The sequence below is a fragment of the Guptibacillus hwajinpoensis genome (assembly GCF_001039475.1).
Lineage (GTDB): Bacteria > Bacillota > Bacilli > Bacillales > Guptibacillaceae > Guptibacillus > Guptibacillus hwajinpoensis.
In genome coordinates this window covers 533,488-556,720 of sequence record NZ_LELK01000004.1, presented here as the reverse complement: position 1 = coordinate 556,720, position 23,233 = coordinate 533,488, and the positions used below count along the sequence as shown (strand labels likewise).

Annotated in this window: 18 protein-coding genes; 8 read left to right on the top strand and 10 right to left on the bottom strand. The window is 40.8% G+C overall.

Annotation, left to right across the window (positions count from 1 at the left end):
- Positions 1–5 precede the first annotated feature (5 nt).
- The 6 genes from hxlB to AB986_RS13070 all read right to left on the bottom strand — a co-directional run bounded on the left by hxlB (position 6) and on the right by AB986_RS13070 (position 5,416).
- Positions 6–560: a 6-phospho-3-hexuloisomerase gene (gene hxlB, locus AB986_RS13095; RefSeq protein ID WP_048311564.1), complete on the bottom strand. Its 555-nt coding sequence runs from the start codon at positions 558–560 to the stop codon at positions 6–8.
- The gene (hxlA, locus tag AB986_RS13090) at positions 529–1,182 is read right to left on the bottom strand and encodes a 3-hexulose-6-phosphate synthase (protein ID WP_048311563.1); all 654 of its coding nucleotides are present in this window, start codon (positions 1,180–1,182) and stop codon (positions 529–531) included. The genes hxlB and hxlA overlap by 32 nt, the downstream gene beginning before the upstream one ends.
- Before the next feature lie 5 nt (positions 1,183–1,187).
- Positions 1,188–2,144 carry a sugar kinase gene (locus AB986_RS13085; RefSeq protein WP_048311562.1) on the bottom strand — a complete coding sequence of 319 codons (957 nt, stop codon included), beginning with the start codon at positions 2,142–2,144 and terminating at the stop codon, positions 1,188–1,190.
- An 18-nt stretch (positions 2,145–2,162) separates the two neighbouring features.
- Entirely contained in the window at positions 2,163–3,170 is a 1,008-nt protein-coding gene (locus AB986_RS13080; protein WP_048311561.1) for a LacI family DNA-binding transcriptional regulator, read from the bottom strand.
- A gap of 456 nt (positions 3,171–3,626) precedes the next feature.
- A complete protein-coding gene (locus AB986_RS13075; protein ID WP_048311560.1) occupies positions 3,627–4,544 on the bottom strand; it encodes a nucleoside hydrolase in 918 nt (305 codons plus the stop codon).
- A gap of 65 nt (positions 4,545–4,609) precedes the next feature.
- Complete coding sequence (locus AB986_RS13070) at positions 4,610–5,416, bottom strand: histidinol-phosphatase (RefSeq protein ID WP_048311559.1); 807 nt, start codon at positions 5,414–5,416, stop codon at positions 4,610–4,612.
- A 302-nt stretch (positions 5,417–5,718) separates the two neighbouring features.
- Between AB986_RS13070 and AB986_RS13065 the strand changes: the two genes are divergently transcribed.
- A complete protein-coding gene (locus AB986_RS13065; protein WP_048311558.1) occupies positions 5,719–7,077 on the top strand; it encodes a glucoamylase family protein in 1,359 nt (452 codons plus the stop codon).
- A 70-nt stretch (positions 7,078–7,147) separates the two neighbouring features.
- Here AB986_RS13065 and AB986_RS13060 read toward each other — a convergent pair whose 3' ends face one another.
- The gene (locus AB986_RS13060; protein WP_048312867.1) at positions 7,148–10,423 is read right to left on the bottom strand and encodes a GH36-type glycosyl hydrolase domain-containing protein; all 3,276 of its coding nucleotides are present in this window, start codon (positions 10,421–10,423) and stop codon (positions 7,148–7,150) included.
- Between the two features lie 60 nt (positions 10,424–10,483).
- Complete coding sequence (locus AB986_RS13055) at positions 10,484–12,640, bottom strand: glycoside hydrolase family 3 N-terminal domain-containing protein (RefSeq protein WP_048311557.1); 2,157 nt, start codon at positions 12,638–12,640, stop codon at positions 10,484–10,486.
- Between the two features lie 299 nt (positions 12,641–12,939).
- Between AB986_RS13055 and AB986_RS13050 the strand changes: the two genes are divergently transcribed.
- The 4 genes from AB986_RS13050 to AB986_RS13035 all read left to right on the top strand — a co-directional run bounded on the left by AB986_RS13050 (position 12,940) and on the right by AB986_RS13035 (position 17,138).
- Positions 12,940–14,181, top strand: coding sequence for a sugar ABC transporter substrate-binding protein (locus AB986_RS13050; RefSeq protein ID WP_048311556.1), 1,242 nt, complete (start codon positions 12,940–12,942; stop codon positions 14,179–14,181).
- 80 nt (positions 14,182–14,261) lie between these two features.
- Positions 14,262–15,161, top strand: a complete 900-nt coding sequence (locus AB986_RS13045; protein ID WP_048311555.1) for a carbohydrate ABC transporter permease — start codon at positions 14,262–14,264, stop codon at positions 15,159–15,161.
- 24 nt (positions 15,162–15,185) lie between these two features.
- Positions 15,186–16,016, top strand: a complete 831-nt coding sequence (locus tag AB986_RS13040) for a carbohydrate ABC transporter permease (RefSeq protein WP_048311554.1) — start codon at positions 15,186–15,188, stop codon at positions 16,014–16,016.
- Positions 16,017–16,115: 99 nt separating this feature from the next.
- Positions 16,116–17,138, top strand: a complete 1,023-nt coding sequence (locus tag AB986_RS13035; RefSeq protein ID WP_048311553.1) for a LacI family DNA-binding transcriptional regulator — start codon at positions 16,116–16,118, stop codon at positions 17,136–17,138.
- Between the two features lie 76 nt (positions 17,139–17,214).
- Here AB986_RS13035 and AB986_RS13030 read toward each other — a convergent pair whose 3' ends face one another.
- Positions 17,215–19,131 (bottom strand): endonuclease MutS2, encoded by a 1,917-nt coding sequence (locus AB986_RS13030; protein WP_048311552.1) that lies wholly within the window; start codon positions 19,129–19,131, stop codon positions 17,215–17,217.
- A 676-nt stretch (positions 19,132–19,807) separates the two neighbouring features.
- Here AB986_RS13030 and AB986_RS13025 point away from each other — a divergent pair.
- Both AB986_RS13025 and AB986_RS13020 read left to right on the top strand, forming a co-directional pair.
- The gene (locus AB986_RS13025; RefSeq protein ID WP_053216179.1) at positions 19,808–20,701 is read left to right on the top strand and encodes a glycerophosphodiester phosphodiesterase; all 894 of its coding nucleotides are present in this window, start codon (positions 19,808–19,810) and stop codon (positions 20,699–20,701) included.
- Between the two features lie 408 nt (positions 20,702–21,109).
- A complete protein-coding gene (locus AB986_RS13020) occupies positions 21,110–21,586 on the top strand; it encodes a GNAT family N-acetyltransferase (RefSeq protein ID WP_048311551.1) in 477 nt (158 codons plus the stop codon).
- A gap of 17 nt (positions 21,587–21,603) precedes the next feature.
- Here AB986_RS13020 and AB986_RS13015 read toward each other — a convergent pair whose 3' ends face one another.
- Positions 21,604–22,527 (bottom strand): ankyrin repeat domain-containing protein, encoded by a 924-nt coding sequence (locus AB986_RS13015; protein ID WP_048311550.1) that lies wholly within the window; start codon positions 22,525–22,527, stop codon positions 21,604–21,606.
- 177 nt (positions 22,528–22,704) lie between these two features.
- Between AB986_RS13015 and AB986_RS13010 the strand changes: the two genes are divergently transcribed.
- Positions 22,705–23,181, top strand: a complete 477-nt coding sequence (locus AB986_RS13010) for a hypothetical protein (protein WP_053216178.1) — start codon at positions 22,705–22,707, stop codon at positions 23,179–23,181.
- The last annotated feature ends 52 nt before the right edge of the window (positions 23,182–23,233 follow it).

Below are 23,233 nucleotides of genomic sequence, written 5' to 3'. Positions count from 1 at the left end.
CACCCCTATTCCATATTTGCATGCTTGGCGGTCATTTTCGCTTGATCTGCAGTCTTTGATTGTTTGACTGTGTAGATAATAATGGCATCCAATAATAAATGTAGAGATTGATCAAATTGATTTCCTAACGGTTGAATCGTATCAGGCTCTTCTGGTAGTCTTTTTTTCGTAGCTGCAGGAACGATTAGGAAATGATCACTTATTTCAGCTAACTTGGAGTGCTTATTTGTTGTAATAGCTGAAACGCACGCACCACTCTCTTTTGCTCTTTTAGCAAAATAACAAATTGACGTAGTTGAACCTGAACCAGAGATAGCAATTAGCAAATCCCCTTTTTCGATATTTGGAGTGATCGTTTCCCCAGTCACATACACATCATATCCACCGTGCATTAATCTCATGGCAAATGCCTTTCCCATCAGTCCAGAACGTCCTTCACCAGTTACAAATATTCGATTCGCATCCTCTATGTAGAATGAGAGCTGCCTCGCTTGATCGTCATTCACTTCTGTTAACACCTGTTGTATTTCATGAACGACTGTTCGAATCACTTCTTTCATACTTCTGAATCGCCTCCTTTAGTTGTGCAGCAGCTAGTTTACGATTGTTCTGTTTCGTAATACCTCCACCAACGATTAAGGTAGTGGGGTCGTAAGAAAGGATATTTGGAAGAGAATCAAGCGTAATTCCACCAGCAACAGCGACCTCTAACCCAGAAATACCATTAACAAGTTCAAAGATATCTCCGGTGATGTTCCCATTCTGCTGCATGTCTTTTCCGAAATGAAGGCTAACCAGATCTACTCCAAGTTCTTGAAGTTGTGTAATCCGCTGTTTCGAAGTGACGCCCAATAAATCAACCATCACTCTACCTTCATGTTCTAAAGCTACATTCAACATGTCTGAAATGGTTTGATCTGACGCGAAAGCCATAACAGTCGTAATGTTAGCGCCCGCTTGAAAGGCCTGAGCCGCTTCATATTTGCCTGCGTCACAGGTTTTCATATCTGTTACGATAGGTGTTTCAGGAAATGTCCTTCTAATTTCTTTTACAATCGACATGCCATATTCTTTTATAACTCCTGATCCTATCTCAATCCAATCAATGGATTCAGAGGTCTCAGTAAGAATGTCTAAACACTCGTCATGCGAAAGCCTGTCCAAGGCCAATTGAAGTTTCACCTTATTCACCTCTCAATAAAATCTCTTTCTCCAAGCTTAGTAAGCACTTCACCAAGCTCTGGCAACCCTTCATTATCGCCATATACACTTACTACCAAAGAACCAATGGCATTAGAGAACTTAAGGGTTCTTTCAAGAGTCCAGCCATTTAGTAATCCATAAGCAAACCCGGCATCAAATCCGTCTCCCGCTCCTACTGTATCCACTACTTTCTTCGGCGGAATGGCAGACGAATGAACAAGTTCACCATTTCGAATGGCGCTAGCACCGTTTTCACCTTTTTTTATCGCAATAGTGGAGATATCATACTTTTGACAAGCCTGAGCAATTTGACTAGGATCATGGACATCAAAAAGCAATTCAGCCTCATCTTCGCCAGTAAGCAAAACATCTACATAAGGAAGAAGCTCTGTTAAGCCTCTTTTTGCTTCTTCAGATGACCACAATTTCAAACGAATATTAGGATCACATGTAATCATCGCACCATTATCTTTCGCGATTGTAGCAGCTCGTTTGAGAAGGGGAATGTTTTTATCAGGATTAATTGCAGCGAAAACACCTGTAATATGTAACAGTTTGCAATTTCTTAAAGTGAGTTCATCAAGAGTAGTTTCCGTCAGCGCTTCCGTAGGAGAATGATGACGGTAGTAGAACGTTTTACCGCTTCCGTCCTCTCTTATTTCCTTGAAATTTATTGAGGTAGAATAGTGATTTAGCAGCTGTACACCAGAAACATCAATCCCCTCTCCTCTCGCAAAATTGCGAATATATTTTCCAAACTCATCATTTCCTAATCTACTAATCCAGGCTGTTTGTAACCCGAGCCTCGCGCACCCAATTGCGAAATTAAATTCAGCACCTCCTGCTTTCCGTTCAAAGGTGGATGCATATCTCATCGGGCCGTGATGTGACGGATCAAATGTGATCATCGCATCACCAATTGTTACAACATCTATTTTCATACCTGGTCCCCCTTCTAATTAGTTCACTGATTCTCTCACCATTAATGTTGGCTCAAATCGATATTCTGATAGATCATCCTGTACCTGTTTTTTCTTAATTTTTTCTAGCAAAAGTTCAGCTGCCATTTTCCCCATTTTAAAAGTCGGCTGAGCTACAGTCGTAATGGATGGATTGTAAAAACTTGCATAAGGTACATCATCAATTCCGATCACCGACAAATCTTCTGGGATACTTAAAGACTCTTGTTTTGAGAAGCGGAGAATTTCTTTTAGGACAAAATCATTTCCTGCAATAATGCAATCTGGTGGAGTAGATAGCGCCAACATTTGCTTAAGAGTTAACGGAATGATTTCGGGATCGACACATTGAATGTACTCTTCATTCACTTCAATGTTTCTATTGCGCAACGCTTTTTTATAACCCTCAACTCTTTCATATCGTGGTGTGACCTTATCTATGAACGAAGTCGTCATGATCGCGATACGCTCGTTGCCTTTCTGAACAAAATGATCAACTGCTAATTCAATAGCTTTTTCATTGTTCAACATAATAGAAGATGCAGGAATATCCGGAACGGAACGGTCTAAAAATACTAGAGGATACTGCTCATCCAACATCTTTTTGTACAGGTCGCGATTATCACCAGTCGGAAAGACGATCAAACCGTCTACCTGTTTAGCACGAAGCATTTCAATATAACGCTTTTCTTTAACAGGATCGTCATCTGCATTACAAATAATTGTATGAAAATCTTCACCATGACACACATCTTCTATTGCTCTACTCACTTCTGTAGAAAATGTATGAAGGATGTTGGCAACAATAACCCCTATCGTTTTCGTGGATTTTTGCTTTAAGCTTCTTGCCACAATGTTTGGTTGATAACCAAGTTCACTAATGGCTTCTTCAACTCTTACTTTCGTCTGTTCACTCATATAGTCATACCGTTTATTCAAATATTGAGAAACGGTACTCTTAGATACTTGTGCTTTGCGTGCTACATCTGCCATCGTTACAGGTTTCATTATTCAATCTCCATATCTTTATATAGTTTACTAAACCGATTTAGTAAATCGATTTATCTGTATTATAAAATGATTGTAAGCGTTTTACAACCTTTTGACTGAAAAATTAGATTTTTTATTTTTAGTCAAGTGCGTATGAAGAGGATCAGATGGATAAAGAGGAGGGTTACATAAAAGGGGGCAGGCGTGTGCCTGACCCCTCTTTATCCTTGCGACATTCTTCGACCAAAACCGGGTGGTGCCTGTCACTCGCGGTTATTCTTACTTCGCTTGCTCGGACCCGTCTCTTGCTGCATGCCTAAGTTCATATGGTATTCTTTATTTGTTTATAGATAGATAAAAAGCTACTAAGTGTCCTGTGAGCGCGGACATTTAGTAGCTTTTTGTTTGTGAGGGGGGTCAGGTACGTCACCGGTACCATCACCGGTAACGCACCTGACCCCTATTTCATGACCCCTATTTCAAAGCACTAAGAAGCAGCACCCAAAACTTTTCGAAATCAAGGCTATACGCAAACTTTACATTCGGCTCTCTTCCAGTCACATGCAGTCGATCAACACAGGTTGTGCCGTATGTGTACTCACCCTTTGTTTCAATATCAACTCGAACCTTCTCAAACTCAAAGATGGATTCATCGATTAAGTATGCAATCGTACATGCGTCATGAATTGGGGCCCCTTCAAAGCCAAAGACTTCTTTATAGGTTTTCGTAAAATAAACGAGGAGGTCTCTAACAAATTCTGAAACCCCAGTTTCGATTGAATTAATTCTATCTAGAATAGCTGGAGTTGTAATTGCCTGATGAGTGACATCAAGCCCAAACATCGTTACAGGAACACCACAGTTGAAGACGATCTCCGCTGCTTCGGCATCCACATAGATATTAAATTCGGCTGTAGGTGTCCAGTTTCCAAATGTTCCGCCACCCATCAATACAATCTCCTTGATCTTCTCCACAATCGTCGGTGCTTTTTGGATTGCTAGAGCAATATTGGTGAGTGGACCCGTTGGAACGAGCGTGATCTCTCCATCAGACTTCAACACTTTTTCAATGATAAAATCGACTGCGTGCTGTTCAATAGCTGTTTTCTTTGGAACTTCAGGAAGCTGTGGACCTTCCAATCCCGAATCCCCATGGATATCAGGCGCAAATTCTCGTGTTTTCACAAGAGGCTGTTCAGCTCCACGAGCAACAGGGACATCTAGTCCTAGCAATTCGCAAACTCTTAATGCATTAAGTGTCGTTTTCTCAACCTCCACATTACCTGCTACCGTTGTAATTCCTTCAATATGAATACGGTCACTGGATGCCGCCAGAATGATTGAAATTGCATCGTCATGACCAGGATCACAGTCGATTATTACCCTTCTCATTCAGCATACCTCCTAGGGTAGGGGTCAGAGAGGGGTCAGACCCCAACTCTACCTTTCACCTCTTTCTACAACTCAACAAACGCCTTCTTCCGCTCTCGAAACACTGTCCATTTCTTGAATCCAATCTCCTTCAACGTATCACGCACTTCTTCAAACTCATCTCCAACACGCGTAGGCCAGTGGGCATCAGATCCAAACGTCACGCCAACACCATAGTGACAGGCCATCTCGAGCATGTCATTCGCAGGATACCAGCCACCGCAATCTTTATTTTTACCTGACGTATTGATTTCGATCGTCGCCTCCACTTCACCAAGGCGTTTCAACGCTTTCTCCACTTCTGGTGTATGCACATTGGTGAAATCTGGATAAAACCCTTTCATCGCATCGATATGACCAAGAATATCAAACACGCCGCTCTCAGCAGATTCTACAATAAGTTTGTAATAATGTTCCTTCTGCTTTCGAACATCTTCCTCCGTTACGTTCTCCCATCTTCTTTTATCGAAAATGTTGGATTCGTTACTGAAATGAACAGACCCAATAATGTAATCAAAAGGATACTGATCGTAAATGCTTTTGTACAGTGGATGATGGTCTCTAAAAAAGTCTGACTCAACGCCAAGAAGCACCTCTATTTTACCTCGGTACTTTTCCTTAAGCTTCAACACTTCCTCAACATAAGATGAAAATTCACTCTTTGCCATCGCAATACCCGGCATAGCCATATCTTTTTCACTCGCAAAGAACGGCGAGTGGTCAGAAATACCTATCATCTGTAAGTCATTTTTGATCGCAGCTTGGATATAATCTTCAATCGTATCCTGAGCATGCCCGCAACGTTCATGGTGTGTATGGTAATCGAATTTCATAGAATCACTCCTTAATAGGTGGAAGTTTTTGTTAACGTCATCCTATCATAAAAATGGGCCTCCAACTGAAGATTCTCTCACTTCAATAATACCTCGACAAATTATGACTGGATGTGCCAAAAACCGGGTGGTGCCTGTCACCCGCGAAACGCGAAGCGCGATTCACCCTCCTTTAGACTCAGGTATATAGATCTGTTTTCACTAAATTCAGACATTCCCTCTCCTTTCTGTTTACGGGTACCTTTTCTTTTTGTATACTAGTAATCGAAACGTTTCACTAATTTATGAAGGGAAGTGCATTGATGAAGAAATTCTTTTTTCTGTTCCTTGCTCTCGGGTTAATTATAAGTGGAGCTTTGCCATCATTCGCAGGTGCTCATGAATTTTCTAAAGGTAAGCAGCATGCTTTTTCTAAACAATTGAAAGCGATTTCAAAGAAAACATATCGATATTTTGAAGATTTTACGAATGAAGAGACGGGACTTCCATATGACGCTGTTCGAATGGAAGATGGTGAAATCAGTCCTCAAGATTTCACTTCGCCTACCAACATAGGAATCTATTTCATGAGCACTGTTTCAGCTGAAGAAATCGGACTTATCTCAAGAGAAGAAGCTGTGTCTCGTATTCAAACAAGCCTTAAAACATTAGAAGAGGCAGAGAAATGGCATGGCCTTTTTTATAACTGGTACTACACGAAAGACGGTTCATTGATGACAGACTGGGGCGAATTCATTTCTACCGTTGACAACGGTTGGCTATCTGCAGGACTGATTGTTGCTGGACAGGCTTATCCGGAATTAAATGACCAAACAAGCAAGCTAGTAGATGCGATGGATTATTCTACTCTTTATGATCCAGAAGTTGGGCAAATGCGTGGAGGCTATGATGTTAAAACGGAGAGCTTAACCGCACATCATTACGGCGCGTTTTATACAGAACCACGCGTTGCTAGTTATATCTCTATAGGGAAAGGCGATGTTCCAGAAGAACACTGGTGGAAGATGTACCGCACGATGCCAGATAGCTGGGATTGGCAGTCGCAAAAGCCAGAAGGATACACTGAGACCTACGATGGTGTCGATGTGTTTGAAGGTCACTATACGTACAATGATCAGAAATTTGTCCCTAGTTGGGGCGGAAGCATGTTCGAAGCATTAATGCCAGGGCTTGTATTAAAGGAAAAAGAACTTGGAAAGAATGCTCTTGGACTTAACAATAAGCGTCATGTGGACATTCAGATTGAATACGCGACAGAAGAAATGGGTTTCAGTGCATGGGGTCTTTCACCCACTGCAACACCAGATGACTATTCGGAATTTGGCGCTACTCCTCTTGGCATGAGCGGCTATAGTGCAGAAGGAGCGATCGTTACGCCTCACGCAACGTTTCTCGCACTTGATTATGCTCCAAAAGAAGTGTACAAAAACTTGAAAACATTGAAAGACTTTGGTGCTTACGGTAAATACGGATTCTATGATTCTGTTAACGTGAAAACTGGTGAAGTGACACAAGCTTATCTAGCTCTTGATCAGGGAATGTCGATGGTTGCCATTGCTAACTATTTAGAAGATGGCATCATTAAAGATTACTTCCATCAAGATGAAATTGGAAAGAACCCTGAAGACTTATTAAAGAAAGAAACGTTTTCTATTAAATAGCACCGTTAATTAAAAGGAGCCGCTACCCAGCGGCTCCTTTTTTCGAAACGTTTTGATCAATTCTCCAAGACTATCTCCAAATCTCGATCACATTTGACTCATCATTCAATTGCTCTTCCACCATATGTTTAGGAAGCACATCTCCACCTTGACGATATGGGTTCTCAGCATCGACTCCCTTGACTTCCTCACCGTTAACCAGAATTTGTCGCTCCCCTTTTGTCAGGTGATAAACAAACGTTATTGGCTTATTCCAAAAGCGATATCGGAACTTTAAACCATCTAGTTTTTGTGGGAGAACCGGATCGACAATCATTTCTTTTGCTTCTTGCCTAATACCAAGTGTATTCGTTATAAGTTGATTCATATAAATTCCTGGGCCGCTCGAATAAATACGCCAGCCACCTTTTACAGGAACAGTCCCTTTTCTTAGTTCATCAAACCGTTCCTGTGCTTCATAACGAGTTTTGAATTTACCATCAGAACTGCTGAAATACGCATTGCTCTGACGTTTCTCTGCATTCGTTACAACGTCCGTTATCCCAACAGGATTGATGATCTGCAGACCCTGCCACACTTCATCCTCTTTACCCAACTTCGCCATAGCTTCAACAAAACGAATATGAGCATGAACATATTGAAGTCCAATTTCCCTACCAAAATTCGCGGCTTGTTCCGCTCTTTTAAAATGGGTGCTTACTCCACCTTCGTATTTAGCAGGCTTGTCCATGAGACGCACGCCATCTGGACAATAGAGGTTTTCTTTAATAATTTGATAATGCGTCTCAGCTTCTTCCGCTGACAACAGCTCACTAATCATCCCTCGAATCATTGGGAGTAACCTATACTGGATGCCTGTCTTCGTATCTTCCGGGTGCAACATTTTCTCAGGATTTTTTTCATCCTCCATATACAAAAATCCGGGCAACACACCTGAGTTTAGAATGAATTTCTTGTAATCTTCCTGAATGCCTTCAGCAAGCTCTTTCAACTCTTTACCCAGTTCCCCCTTCGTCCCTAAAGCTTTCGAAAGCTTCAACACCGCCTGATAGGTAAGGGCGACCGTCCAGGAACTGACCATATAAGTCTTTAACTGGGCGTTGGCTGGTTGGAGCGTGTCATCCCAGTCCCCATCTCCGTAAGAAGAGAGGTGCGTATGATGAAGAAAATTCTTTTTAATGTAAGTAATCTGCTTTTCAATATGAGCATGTAATGTGTCGGTGTGATCTGTCAAAACGAAATCCTTCTGGCTAGTAAATGGTATCTTCTCTTCCAAAATAGCGACATCGCCTGTTGCTGCGATATAATCCCCAACAACTTTCAACGGCCATACGATGACATCGCCATGACTATCAGCCTGCTGGACAGTTGAATACTCATCAAACATAAACCATTGTGGCCAATTTCCATCCTTTTCGTACTGATGAGCATACACTGTTTTGATGATTTCTTTCACCGTATCGTAGTGCTGAGTTGCCATAAAATACTCCATTGGCCCCTGGCAGACGTCACGTGTTCCCCATGCTGCCCCAATATATTGCTCAAGCCCTCTTGGAACAGAATAGTGAACGAGCATGTTGTGCGTGTACCACCAGGCAACTGCATTTACCCTGTCCAGTTCAGCGTTATTCTCTTCAAGACTAAGCTGAAAATCGTTCATCACATTTTGATAAAATAACCGATACCGCTCAATCTCAAGTTCTGCAACTCGTTCATCAGGCTCAAAATCCCCAACACGTGAACCCTGAATACAGAGTGACCATTCCTTATCTGCATTAATCTTTAAAACCGATAGTGAAGCAGATCCTGGCTCAACATGATCAGCTAGTAAACGCTCATCTCCAACTAAAACGTCGCCACCTGAGACGTATAGATGATAAGCTAGCTCGGGATTCATTTTGACACTATCAGCACCATCTCCACTTCTAAAGGTTAAGAGATTCCCATCACGACTAACATTGTAAGTTCCTTCATATTCATGGTTCGACATTGTGATCTGATTTGTTACGAGATAACGATACTCTTTACCATTTTTAGAACTTACATCTAACTGTACCTGTGTAGAATCAACTGTCGTAAAGTTTGTTATAACAATTAAATCGTCCTCAAATTTGTAAAACCACCGTGCATAGTTAAAGCCCATTTCAAACATCGATGGCATAGCAAGCAACCTGTATGTTCCTTCAAGCTCCACATAAATCCGTTGGCCCGATGTTTTGAGAATGTTAAGAGGATTGCGTGCGTTGCTCATCATTTTATGAAAAGATGTGTTTCCTAACGAAATTTGAGAATTAAAAATGCCGTACATGTAAGCTGTCGTAGAAATAACATTCTCATTCATTCTGTCGTTTTCACCTGACATAAGAATATGCCCGTGCGGACGCTCGACGAGAGTTTCTTTTGTCTTCAACACAATGTGCTCAAACGTTGGGGTGAAAAAGGATAATAACTCCCCTTGCTCCCGCTCCTCTTGTATGCGATTAGGAAATAACGTCTCGATTTCCTCTTCCGTCATAGAGAGGGAATGAACCGGATCGCCAGTGAGACAACGGACAGGAGTTCTCGCTGTTTCTAGTTCTTCTTCGATTTCAAGTTGATTCCACGCTTCCAAAATCTCACTTTCAAACTCTCGCTTTTCTACGGCTTCAGGATGATCTTCTTGAAACAGTCCGTAAAAGACAAACTGTTCCTCTCCATTTAAGGTAACCCGCTCGGATTGTAGAGCAGTATAAGCAAATTCGTATTGATACGTTTCATTAGAAAGGGAATCGCTTTTCAATGCTTCTGGCTCGTTCGTTTCCTTATATGATAAACCAAAGAACTGAAACCCATCTGTTGAGTAGCCGGATGTTCTCCCCAATGATCCCTGCTGAAGGTATGGAAATGTATCCTGTTGTGGCTGATTTTGTCGTGTACAGACAACATAGCCATTGTCTGTTTGAAATACAGCATGATCCATATACTGAGACATGTACGCTTCATTTGTTCTTACAGCCCCCTTCTCAGCAAGGCCGAGATCCTGTCCATAAATAACATCAACTTCAACGTCGTTAGCTTCTAACGTAATGGACCAGAACCATACTTTTTGCTCTGTAAGTATGAAGGTTACTTCATAACGCACATTTGCTACCTCACCAGTCCAAACAACTTGATTCTCCCCAAATTTCACCGTGCTATTCGTATGTACACCAATCATCGGGTATGCTTGAATGCCCTTTGATGAAAACACTCGTAAATAAATATTATTTAGCGCTCCGTCAATTGAATTAGAAAGCACTTGGTTAATCATCGTAGTTTTAGAGTGCAATTCAAACAAATCACCACTATCCATAAAGACAGCTTCCATATCACCAACATGCAAACGCCTTTTACCACTCTCTGTTTTAATCAAGTTAACACATCCCCTTTATTTCACTAATTGGAAAGGCAATTCAATAACATCGCGACTGTTAGAACCAACATAGGCAACGAAAGCTCCTGGATCACTTTCAAATGATAAATCACTATGATGGTAACGAAGCTGCTCCTCGGATAGTGTAAACGATACTTCCTTCTCTTCTCCGCGACGCAGCAGTATCTTCTTGAAATCTTTCAGTTCTTTCATAGGTCGCACTACATCTCCGGCGATATCTCTTACATAAAGTTGAACAACCTCTTCGCCTTCTACACCGGTGTTTTTAACAGTGACACGAACCTCTAGCTCTTCCGTCATTTTTGTAGTTGATAGAGACGCATTATGGTAAGAAAACGAGGCATAACTCAAACCATAACCAAATGGGAAAAGCGGCTCGTTTGGGATATCAAGGTATTGTGATACATAGCGAACCTGTGCATCAGGGGCACCTTTGGGACGACCAGTGTTGAAGTGATTGTAATAAACAGGCACTTGCCCAACCGAATAAGGAAATGACATCGACAATCGACCGGATGGATTCGCATCACCATAAAGCAAATCAGCAATCGCAGCACCGCCTTCTGTTCCCGGATACCAAGCCTCCAGAACCGCATCCGCTTCCTCAATAATCCCGTGCAAATCAAGCGGCCTTCCATTAAATAGAACCACTACGATTGGTTTATTAAGCTCTTTTAACCGAGCGATTAGTTCTAGTTGAACCTGCGGAAGACGAATATCAGCCCTGCACCCTGCTTCACCACTCATATCGGAGCGCTCTCCAAGCGCAAGCAATAGAACATCAGAGTTCTTAGCAGCTTCTATTGCATAAGCAAGCTCTTCTTTCGTCCCACTTTCCACACCGCACCCTTTAGCAATCTGGAGTTGGTTAGGAGAAATTTTGGATAATAGACCTTCTTTTAGAAGAATTGCATCTTCCCCTGAGCCTAACCAGGACCATGGACCAAGAAGATCATCGCTCTCTGCAAAAGGTCCAATCAGTGAAACACGCTGACTTTTTTGGAGAGGTAATACGTTCTCGTTTTTTAGAAGAACGCTTGACTTCTGCGCTAATTTCCGAGCTGTCAGACGGTGGTTTTCACACAAAACGACTTCCTTCTCAAGCGTAGGATCGGCACCTCTGAAAGGATTTTCAAATAAACCGAGCTTATGCTTCAACTCCAAAATTCGAAGGACTGCTTCATCAATGATTTCTTCTGAAACTACGCCATCTCTTACGAGTGAACTCAAATGATGTACATAAGTTGTTGTCATCATTTCGATATCTACACCGGCCATTATCGACTTGTACGCAGCTTCACGCTCGTCCTCAGCAACTCCATGTGGAATAAGCTCCTTAATAGCACCCCAGTCCGAAATGACAACCCCATTAAACCCCCATTCATCACGAAGTAATTCTTTCATCAAGCGCTTGTTCCCACTTGCCGGGATACCATCAACTGTATTAAAGGCAGTCATCACCATCTCACACCCCTCGTCAAGGGCTGCTTTATAAGCTGGTAAGTATGTTTCACGAAGCTCCCGTTCTGACAGATCAACATAGTTGTAATCACGTCCCGCTTCCACCGCTCCATATGCAGCGAAATGCTTCACACAGGCAGCCACTCGCTCAAGGTCGCTTCCTAAGTCATCTCCTTGAAAGCCTTTTACAAAGGCACGTGCAAATTCACTATTTAAATGTGGATCCTCTCCTGAAGACTCCATGACACGACCCCATCTCGGATCTCGCACAAGATCAACCATTGGTGCGAATGTGACATGTATGCCAGAGACCGCCGCTTCTCTTGCTGCAATTCTCGCGCTCTCTTCAGCAAGTTGCATATCCCATGAACAACCAATTGCAAGAGGAACCGGAAATATCGTTTTGTATCCATGAACAATATCTGACATAAAAAGAAGAGGAATACCAAGCCTACTTTCTGCTAGATAGGTTTTCTGGATATTTCGTATATTTTCTGCACCAGATGCTCCAAGAACTGATCCACTATTTCGGACGTGATCCTCATTGATATCGAGCTCCTCTAATGGACCTGTAATTTCGCCTGCTTCTTTTGCCCCTTTATAAAAAGGTGTCGCAAGCTGCATGAGCTGCGCTGTTTTTTCTTCTATTGTCATTTGATTAAGTAAATTCATTAACTCACTACGATCCATTTCAATGCGCCTCCTTCTATATATCGAAACGTTTCAATTTTATCTTAATTGGATTATATGCATGAACATTTCTATTCGTCAAAGAGATAATTTTTCGTTAATAGTACTATAATCAGCTATATCAGTGTCTGACTAAAATTTTTGAAACTATTTTGACAAAAACGTTGAAAGCGGATTCATGTTTGATTATAATCGAGTTATCGAAACGTTTCAATACTTTGAGCAAGATGTTATGTGAAATAAAAAAGGAACTCTGTAGTGATCATGAAAATAAGCTTTTTAAAAGGAGATGGAACGAAATGAAGAAGAAAACGTCAGCGCTTTTAGCAGTTTGCCTACTTACAATCTCAATGATTCTCGGGGCATGCTCAAACGAAGACAGCAGTTCAGGAGACGGAACAAAGGAAATAACGGTATGGGCAATGGGGGAAGAAGGAAAGAAGCTTAGTGAGCTTAGCAAACAATTCGAAGAAGATAACCCTGATATTAAAGTGAAAGTACAAGCCATTCCCTGGGAGAATGCACATGACAAGCTGTTAACAGCCGTTGCATCACAAAAAGGACCGGATGTTGTTCAACTTGGAACAACGTGGGTGCCTGAGTTTGCAGATGCTGGAGCTTTACTTGATCTTTCATCCTATCTTGAAGAGTACCCTGAATTTAAACCTGAGAATTATTTCGCAGGTGCAGCTGATTCTATGACATTTAATGATCAAGTGGTTGGTGTTCCATGGTACGTGGAAACACGCGTTCTATACTACCGTACAGATCTTTTAAAAGAAGCTGGATATGAAGAACCTCCTGCTACATGGGATGAATTGAAAGATGCAGCGACTACCTTATCGGAACGTGGCGATGATTATTACGGACTTGATATCGATATGAATGATCAAATAACGCCATTTATCTTTGCTTGGCAGAATGGTTATGAAATGGACGTTGAGAATAAAGAACTGAATTTTGATAGCCCCGAGTTTAGAGAAGCACTGAAGTATTACAGTAGCTACTTTGATGAAGGTCTCAGTCAGACAACAGCCGGCGTTGATATCGTACAAGCTTTCAAAGATGGCAAGAAACCAATGTTCTTCAGTGGCCCATGGATGATCAACATCCTTAAAGACCAGGCTCCAGATCTTGAAGGTAAATGGGATGTTGCTGTGATGCCTGAGAAGGAATCGAACACTTCCAGCATCGGCGGATCAAACTTCTCTATTTTCCATAACTCAGAAAACGTTGATGAAGCACTGAAGTACCTTTCTTATATGAATGAAGTTGATACTCAACTTGAATGGCTTGAGATTTCAAACACACTTCCATCACGTGTAAAAGCATGGGAAGATCCTGCTTTAAGTGATGACGAAATGCTCGCGACATTAGGTGAACAGCTTGAGAATACAAAAGGCGCACCACAAATGAAAGAATTTGAAGCAATGGCACAAGAATTACTCTCATCCATTGAACGAATCAATGTTGGTGACGCTGATTTAGATAAAGAGCTTGACCAATTCAGCAAAAAAGCCAACGAAATGCTAGAAGACTAATCAAGACGGAGTAACAGGCAGATAACTGCCTGTACTCCGTTTTATAGAAGGAAAAGCTTTCTTCAGATAGGTGGGATAACATGCGCAGTATAATAAAGAATGCTAACCAGGCAAAACACGGACTAATGTTCATCGCTCCTGCTGTACTTATTTTAGTTGTATTCAGCATTATTCCGATTCTAATTGCGTTTTTTATTAGCTTTACGGATCTAAACTTAAAAGGGCTTGCTGACTGGTCAAATATTCAATTCATAGGCTTTGAGAATTATGTAGATCTTTTCTCAGACGAACTATTTCATAAATCGATTTTTAATACTGTTTTCTATGTCCTAATTGGCGTACCACTCGTCATTATTTTTTCACTAGGCATTGCTCTTCTATTAAATTACGGAACTTCAAAACTCTTTACATTCTTCCGAGCTGTTTATTATATGCCTTCTATTACAAATATTATTGCAGTAGCGGTCGTTTGGGGCTATCTCTACAATACAGAGTATGGACTCTTCAACTACCTTTTATCCTTGCTTTCAGTAGAGAAAATTCCCTGGTTAACTGACCCTACGATAGCAAAATTATCGCTCATTATTCTTGCTGTTTGGAAAGGCATTGGGATTAACATGATCATTTTCCTAGCAGCTCTGCAAGGAATACCTAAGTCATACTATGAAGCAGCAAGAATCGATGGAGCTAATCGGATTCAGGTGTTGTTCAATGTCACCATCCCTCTCCTTCGATATGCAACGTTTTTCGTAACGGTTACAACTTTAATCGGCTGGATGCAGTTCTTCGAAGAGCCATTCGTAATGACTGATGGTGGACCATTAGATGGTACGATCTCTATTGCCCTCTTCATTTATAAGAACGGGTTTCAGTTTAGTGAATTCGGTTATGCCGCAGCAGGTTCATTTATTCTATTTCTCATCATTATCATCACGACTCTCGTACAGTTCAAACTACGTAAGTCGGATACAGAATATTAATTTAATAGGATCGGAGTGAGAAAGATGGAGTCAAGATCCTTTTTACAAAAGATCGAAAAACCGGTGGTAGCTTTATTTTTAATTGCTGGAGGCGTTCTCGTCTCAATTCCATTTCTATGGATGATTTCAAGTTCCTTTAAACAGGAAAGTGACGTACTCAACATTCCACCGCAACTTATTCCTAGTAATCCAACCTTTGATAACTACATCAATTTGTTTCTAAGCTTAAACTTTGGTGTGTATTTAAAAAACACGCTCATTATCGTGTTCTTCTCATTTATTGGCCTTCTATTAAATGCGATGGCCGGATATGGATTTGCGAAGTTCAAATTTAAGGGTAAGGAAAAGTTATTCTATATCGTCCTTGCTACCATGATGATTCCAGCACAGGTAACAATGATTCCAGTGTACCTTTTATTAAATGAAATGGGATTAACAAATACAATGGCAGGAATCATACTCCCAGGTCTCGCTGTGGCTTTCAGTATTTTTCTTTTCAGGCAATTTATGACCACAATTCCGACTGACCTTATTGAAGCCGCAAGACTTGACGGTGCAGGAGAATTCTATATTTTCTTTAAGCTCATTATCCCAATCGCCAAACCAATCTTTGCAGTTCAGGGGATACTGACCTTTATTGGCGCATGGAATAGTTTCCTCTGGCCACTTATTATTGCAAATGATGAAAGTCTCTACACCCTTTCCGTAGGACTCTCCCTCCTTCAAGGGCAGTATGCGAATAATTACGCTCTTCAAATGGCTGGAGCTGCTTTCATGGTTGTGCCAATCGTCATCATTTTCGCCTTTTTTCAAAAGTATATCGTCGAAGGATTTACGATGTCTGGTCTGAAATAATGGCATTAGGAAAGCACTGGACAGTGACAATTTTCATCCATAAGAGGTAAACTAAATGTAAACTTACAAATGAGTTGTCAAGTTAGAGGATGTGAGAAAATGGCAACGATTAAGGACGTAGCAAAACGGGCAGGCGTCGCCGTATCAACGGCTTCCTATGCCTTGAATAACATTAAAAAGGTTAGTCCTGCTACAGTTAAAAAGGTACAGGATGCCGCAAGAGAATTGAACTATCAAAAAAACGGTTTTGCTTCAGATCTGAAGCGAACCAAAACGAATACCATTGCTCTAATTCTTAAAGACCTTTCAGGACCCTATTATTCTGAACTCATTAAGGGTGTTCAAGAAGTTACGATGACAAATGGCTTCGACTTAATTGCCTGTAGTTCAATAGGTGGGTCACAATCAACAGCAGTGAAGTTCTTAAAAGAAAAACGTGTTGATGGTGCCATCATTCTTGCGCATAACATTACTGATGAAATCATTCATGAATCAGCAAGAGAGGGCTTTCCAATTGTCGTTCTCGATCGAAACCTAGACAATGATCACATTATTCAGGTTGAAGTCGATAATACCCAAGGTGGCTATATCGCAACGGAGCACCTTATTCAAAACGGACATCAGGAAATTGCCTATATTAGCGGACCTTATGACTCGCACGATAACGAAATGCGATATAACGGATTTCAGCAGGCATTAAAGGATCACGAATTAAGGTTTCAAACAAGGTGGAAGATATCTGGCGACTTCACCCGCGAAGGCGGCTACCGCGCAACCAAAATGCTAATTGCTCAAGGTAACCTTCCAACCGCTGCTTTCTATGCAAACGACGAAATGGCGCTTGGTGGGATACAAGCATTTAGAGAAAATCGAATTTCAGTCCCAGAAGATATATCAGTGATCGGCTTTGATGATATTCAGCTATCAGAATATGTTTCACCATCACTCACAACGATCAAACAACCTAAATACGAAGCAGGTGCCCTTGCCGTTCACCTTATTTTCCAGCAACTTTCACTAGAGAAAGTAGAAAGGTACTACAAACTTCCTACTGAACTGGTTGAAAGGAAGTCTGTGAGAACAAGAAGTCTAGATAAAGAAACGGAACGTCCAATCAATTAAAGCAAGAAATATTGAATACCCCCATTCCACTAGTGGAATGGGGGTTCATTTTATTTTATTTCAGCACACGCTCCAATCACTCTTCTTCATCCAACGTCAAACCTTCCAAATACTTTCTCCCCATCAACTTTTTCGTTTTTCGATAGTCCTTCGACTTAAAGATAATATCGAAATCGTAATCCTCTGGATAGAGTTCGTATGCTGAAATATGAAGACGGAGGCGTTTATGATTGTAAGTCTTCTTCTCACCTTGAACTTGAACAATATAGTTTCCTAAATCATCGGGTCCTTTATACACAATTCCCATCTCTTCCGTCGCTTGGATGATGACATTGTCACCCTGCTCATACGAAGCGATGTCCGCTTTCTCTTCCTTCTTTTCTTTTTTCCTTCCGTACCGATTGACCGCTACCTGCTGCTGATAATCGGTCGTTGCTAACAATTCCCTCTCAACCTCAAACTGCTGCTCTTTGTTGTATGTGATCATACTCGCTTTTCTTAGTATGTCAGGGTGTAGGCCAAGCTTATGCGCGATCGCAAATGCCTGACTCTTCCCTGTCGTATCAAGCAATAATTGATAAGTCGGCTGCAGCGTTTCTAAATCGAATTCCATTGCTCCATTAATAAAGCCAGACTTTTCGTTAGCATACTGCTTCATCTCACTATAATGTGTTGTCGCAAGAATGGTCGAACCCTTGCCTGCAAGCTGATCAAGAATGGCCGTCGCAAGTCCCATTCCCTCACCTGGATCAGTACCAGAGCCGATTTCATCTAGAAGAAGCAAGGAGTGATCGTTTGCTTTTCGCAGAATGGCGATCAGATTAACGAGCCGTGAACTAAACGTACTCAAGTTCTCTTCAAGACTCTGACCATCACCAATATCGACAAAAATCTGTTGGAAAATCGGCAACACTGTTCCTGCTGCGGTCGGTATTGGAATGCCTGATTGAGCCATCATACAGAGCAAGCCTACTGTTTTTAACGTCACTGTTTTACCGCCAGTGTTCGGACCGGTAATGAGAAGTGCTTGATCCGTTTCCGTCATGTTTAACGTTAGTGGAACGGCTTTTTCTCCTAATAAAGGGTGTCTTGCTGATTTAATATCAATGGTAAAACCATTCGAAAACGCCGGCGTAATCCCATCAATTTTCCTGCTATATTTTGCTTTCGAGAAAATAATATCGTATTGATGCATCGTTTCTAAGGCAATGTTAATCTCCCTTTCATAAGCAAGTACCTCACCGGTTAAACCGTAGAGAAGCTGTTCAACTTCTTGCTCTTCCTGTAAGTGAAGGAGCTGCAGCTCATCGTGTATATTCGCTAATTCTTTAGGCTCAATGAACAGCGTTGCACCTGAAGAGGATTGATCGATGACACTACCATTTATTTTCTTACGATACTCTCTCTTTATAGGAAGTGTTTGCCGACCGGATTTCTCTACAGGACGAGATTCTTGCATCCAATTCGAATATTTCTTCGCCTGTGCTTCGATTCGTTCCTTCAATTTATCTTTCTTAGTACTAAGCTGCTTTCTGATTTTCAATAGCGTTTTCGATGCATAATCATCAATCTGACCGTGTTTGATCACAGAATGAATCGTCTCTTCTAATGCGCTTAAATCTTCAATTGAATCAGCATACAAGCTGATAGTTGGTGCAACCGTCCCTTTGTCCTTCATAAACCGTTTCAGTTTCGTGCAATGCTCTAGAAAAGAAAGAACCTCTGAGAACTGGATTGCTCGAATAAAAAGTCCCTTTTTCCCCTGTTCGATCAGAAGGCTAATGTCGTTCAAGCTATGCAAAGGAACACTTCCGCTCACGTTTAAGATCGCGACGCCTTCCTCTACCTCTTCTAACCATCTCTCGATCAGCTTCTGATTCGTAGACGGTCGCAATTGCCTTATCGACTCTTTTCCTCTATTTGTTAAAGCGTAAGAACTGATGTCCTCTACGATTTGATTAAATTCTAATGTTTCAAACGTTTGTGTATTCATGTGTTACCTCCTCAATAAAAAAAGCCACGACAAGCTTTTTAGCTCGTCGTGGCTTATGATAAACAGATCGATCCAACGTATGAATCGACTTTCTACCGCCACTACACCAAAAAAGCTATGACTGAATAAGCCAGTCATAGCTTTCTTAATGATAAAAATTAGCTACGCTTATGCTTGTTCTTAACTGCCCTGTTTTGGCATAACGAACTAAACGTCCCAGAGGCACGTTTTTTTCATTACAACAGGTGCTATCCAATTAGTGGATTAGTTAAGAACAGTCACACTCATAAATCATTCTCCTCATTTTTTATAGCGGTAGAAAGTTCTGTTATTGCTACTATCATATTAAATTAGTTTATAGTTGTCAATCGCTTACAAAATGAGGTACAACCATCACCCAAAGTATCATCGACACTAAATGACATAAATCGGGTGATGCCTGTCACCCGCGAATTATGTAGAATTCATTAACGTTTTTATGACGAATCTCCTAAATATGCACCGCAACCGTTCATACCATTTGTCCTACTACCTACTTTAAGATACTAGACTTCATCGCTATCCACCCTATCCTCTTAAACTTAGCAACTCCCAATTCTCTGGGTAATTTGTAAATCGTCGTTTACATCTATCGAATATACTATTACTCGAAAGACGATTTGAAAGGATGATAACAATGAAACGCGGAATGAAAATAGCATTTCTATCATTAAGCATGTTCTTGATTGGTAGTATGTTTGCAGGTGGATTGGCTTCTGCAGATACGAAGGGAAGCAAGCCAGGAATGAATACTAATAAGCTAGCGAATGTTGCCCATCGCGGTGCATCTGGACATGCACCTGAGCATACTATCCCATCTTATAAACTTGGCGATGAAATGAAAGGCGACTACATTGAAATTGACCTTCAGATGACAAAAGACGGTGAATTAATTGCGATGCATGACGAGTCTGTTGATCGTACAACAAACGGGACAGGCCTTGTGAAAGACTATACTCTAGAAGAAATTAAACAACTTGATGCAGGCAGCTGGTTCAATGAGAAATACCCTGAAAAAGCGAAGAAATCTTACGAAGGACTTCAAGTGCCAACGCTTGAAGAAGTGATTCAGACATTTGGTAAAGACGCTCGTTACTACATTGAAACAAAATCTCCCGAAGTATACCCAGGCATGGAAAAGGAACTACTTCGCGTATTAGAAAAGTACAAGTTAACAGGCGTTAACGAACGCTCAAGCAAAGTGTTGATTCAATCGTTCAGTAAAGAAAGTCTACTAAAGATGGAAGATCTTAACCCGAATCTACCATTGGTTCAACTGATTTCTTATAAAGAGCAAGCTACGATCTCAGATGAAGAATTGAATGAACTAACCGAGTACGCTGTTGGTGTAGGGATGTCTTACACGAAAATTGACGAAGATTATGTACAACAGGTAAGAAACGCGGGGTTACACATCCATCCCTACACAGTAAATGAAAAAGAAGACATGGAGCGCCTGTTGGATTGGGGCGTTACTGGGATGTTTACAAACTATCCGGATCGCTTGAATGAAGTACTAAAAAAGAAGTAAACAACTTGCACGAATGAAAAAGGAGAAGAGACCATTTGCTTTTATTGCAAAAGTGTCTCTTCTCTTTTTATGTGGATTTGTATTCACAAACAAGGCAATTCTACCTGAACCATTCACATATTTTCATTTCATAGTGGTACTTGTCCAAACGTTACCTCTCAACATGCGTAAGATGAACAAGAAATGAAAAACATTTCTAATTCGTTTAAGGGAGGATAATCAATGAGGGAATTTTTGCAAACTTTAGTGGAAGATCTATTCGGAAGCAACAAAAAAAGAAAGAAGCGTTGCAAGAATAAGAAGAAGTCTAGATCAAACGACTCAGAGTAAATGTACTATTAAGCTAATGTAGACTCTACATTAGCTCTTCTTTCTTTCACGTGAACGATTCTATTAAGGAGAATGTGCATGTATATTAGGAAAAGAAATCCAAAAAAGGATGATTCTGCGTTAATTTCTATTGTCCTAGAAAACTTTGAAGTATCAGCTAATCGAATTCAAGGTGTTCTAGACCAATCTCGCGAAGTACTTATCGTTTGTCATGATGATGGTAAAATAGCTGGATTTATTTGCTATCGATTCAAAATCAATCAGCTTATTCTAATTGATTATCTTGTGCTTGATCAGAACTATCAGGGAAAAGGTATCACCCGTTCTCTTCAACCAGCGTTCGAGGATTTTTTAGTTCAACAAGAAATCTATTTCATTTACGCTTTGGTAGATGAAGAGAATAAACAGGGGATCGAGAGTTTAAAAAAGTTGGGGTTTGAAACGGTGTATAAGATTAATTCAAATTTCATTATTCGGAAACATCTGAAAAGGAAAGTTTCCGACAGTCTTTCAGTTAGAAGACTCACTGCACCACGTAGGCTTTCCAACAGGTAGACGGAAAAAAGTGTTCATTACCAACCGTATTGCATAAGAAGGTCAGTAATTTCTTTATATTCCTCTCCATCTGCAAGTTTAAAAGCTTGTGCGCTTTCTTTAGATGATGGTGGCGTAGCACCAGATATAAGCATCACTTCCACGAGGGATACATTATTTTGTTTAATAGCTTCGAACAGTAATGGGGCATTTTTGTAGTATACATTAGCATCTCCACCTCTTGCTAAAAGAAGAGAAAGAAACTCTGATGATTTCTCCTCTATCACTGCGACAACAACTGCACTTTCGTTCTCGCTATCAACAGCAAAGTTCGGATTTGCTCCAGCATTCAAAAGCATTGTCGTAAGATCCTCATTTTCTTCCACAATGGCATAGTTAAGTAACGTGGACTTCGAGCCATCTAATTCAGCTTCCAGGTTAGGGCTATATCCGTTATGAAGTAAAGTTTTAATAAGGTTTAAGTTTTCCGCCTCAACTGCCTGTATTAACATATTCTCATTCCCAACTTCAAAATGAGCACCCATTTTTAAAAACAGGTCGACGATATCGTAACTTTTATTATTCGCTGCCAACTCAAGGAGGCGATCGTTTTCTACACCCTCATGAACGTCTGCTCCTGCTTGTACTATCCATTCTACTAATTGAGGATCCTTTTTCATGACGGCATATGTAAGAGGAGTCGTGCCTTCTTCATTTTTCGCATCAATATCTACACCGAGTGAGATAAGACGTTCCATTTCTGAATGATCTGCGGGTTCTATATTCTCTTTATAAACGAGCTCCCAAAAATGATCACTATGACTAAGCTCTGCTTCCACTTCCGAGGATTTAGCAGTACTCTCTTCTTTAATCGGCTCTGAACTAGTTGCTTCTGACTCACTGACACTACAGCCAACAGTAGCTAGAAGAAATGGAATAAGAAACAACAATTTATTGTTCATTTTCAACCTCCAACACAGGGTGCATTTCTAACGAACGGGACTTTTATACTATTATACCGTGTATTCAACCTGTAGAGAGCATCTATCTCTTCTTTTTACAAATAGTTTGCGAGCGGCATGGGACAACTTATGGTTGTCATACACTTCTAGTAGTCAAGCTTCAAGGAGGAAGGAACCTTGTCGCACTTTAAAACGAGTCGTCAGCATGGAGGTCACACAAAAATAATTGTTATCCTCTGTGTGTTGTTATTGCTAGCTGGAACAATCACTTTCTTCATACTCCAACAACCCAAATCCAAAGCCACTGCAACAGTAAAAGAATTTTACCTATATGAACAAAGTGGTGATTTCAAGAAATCCTGGCAGCTCTTTCACACAGAAATGAAAAATCGATTTTCTGATGAACAATACAGTCAGCTACGTTCGCAGCTCATCACACAAGATATTGGCTCTACATCTTTTACTTATAAAGTTGGAAAAGTGAAAACGAAGAAAAACTGGAGATCTGGTGTAAATGGAGTCATTATGAAGAAAGTATACGTCATGAAAGTCACGCAAAATTTCCATAATCAGTTTGGGAACTTTTCACTCGTGCAGGAAGTTTTTGTAGCGAAAGAAGATGGAGAATACAAAGTGGTATGGGATTATCAATAGAAATAGAGTTAATTAAACGTTTGATTAAAGGAAGGCGCCGATCTATTTGGTG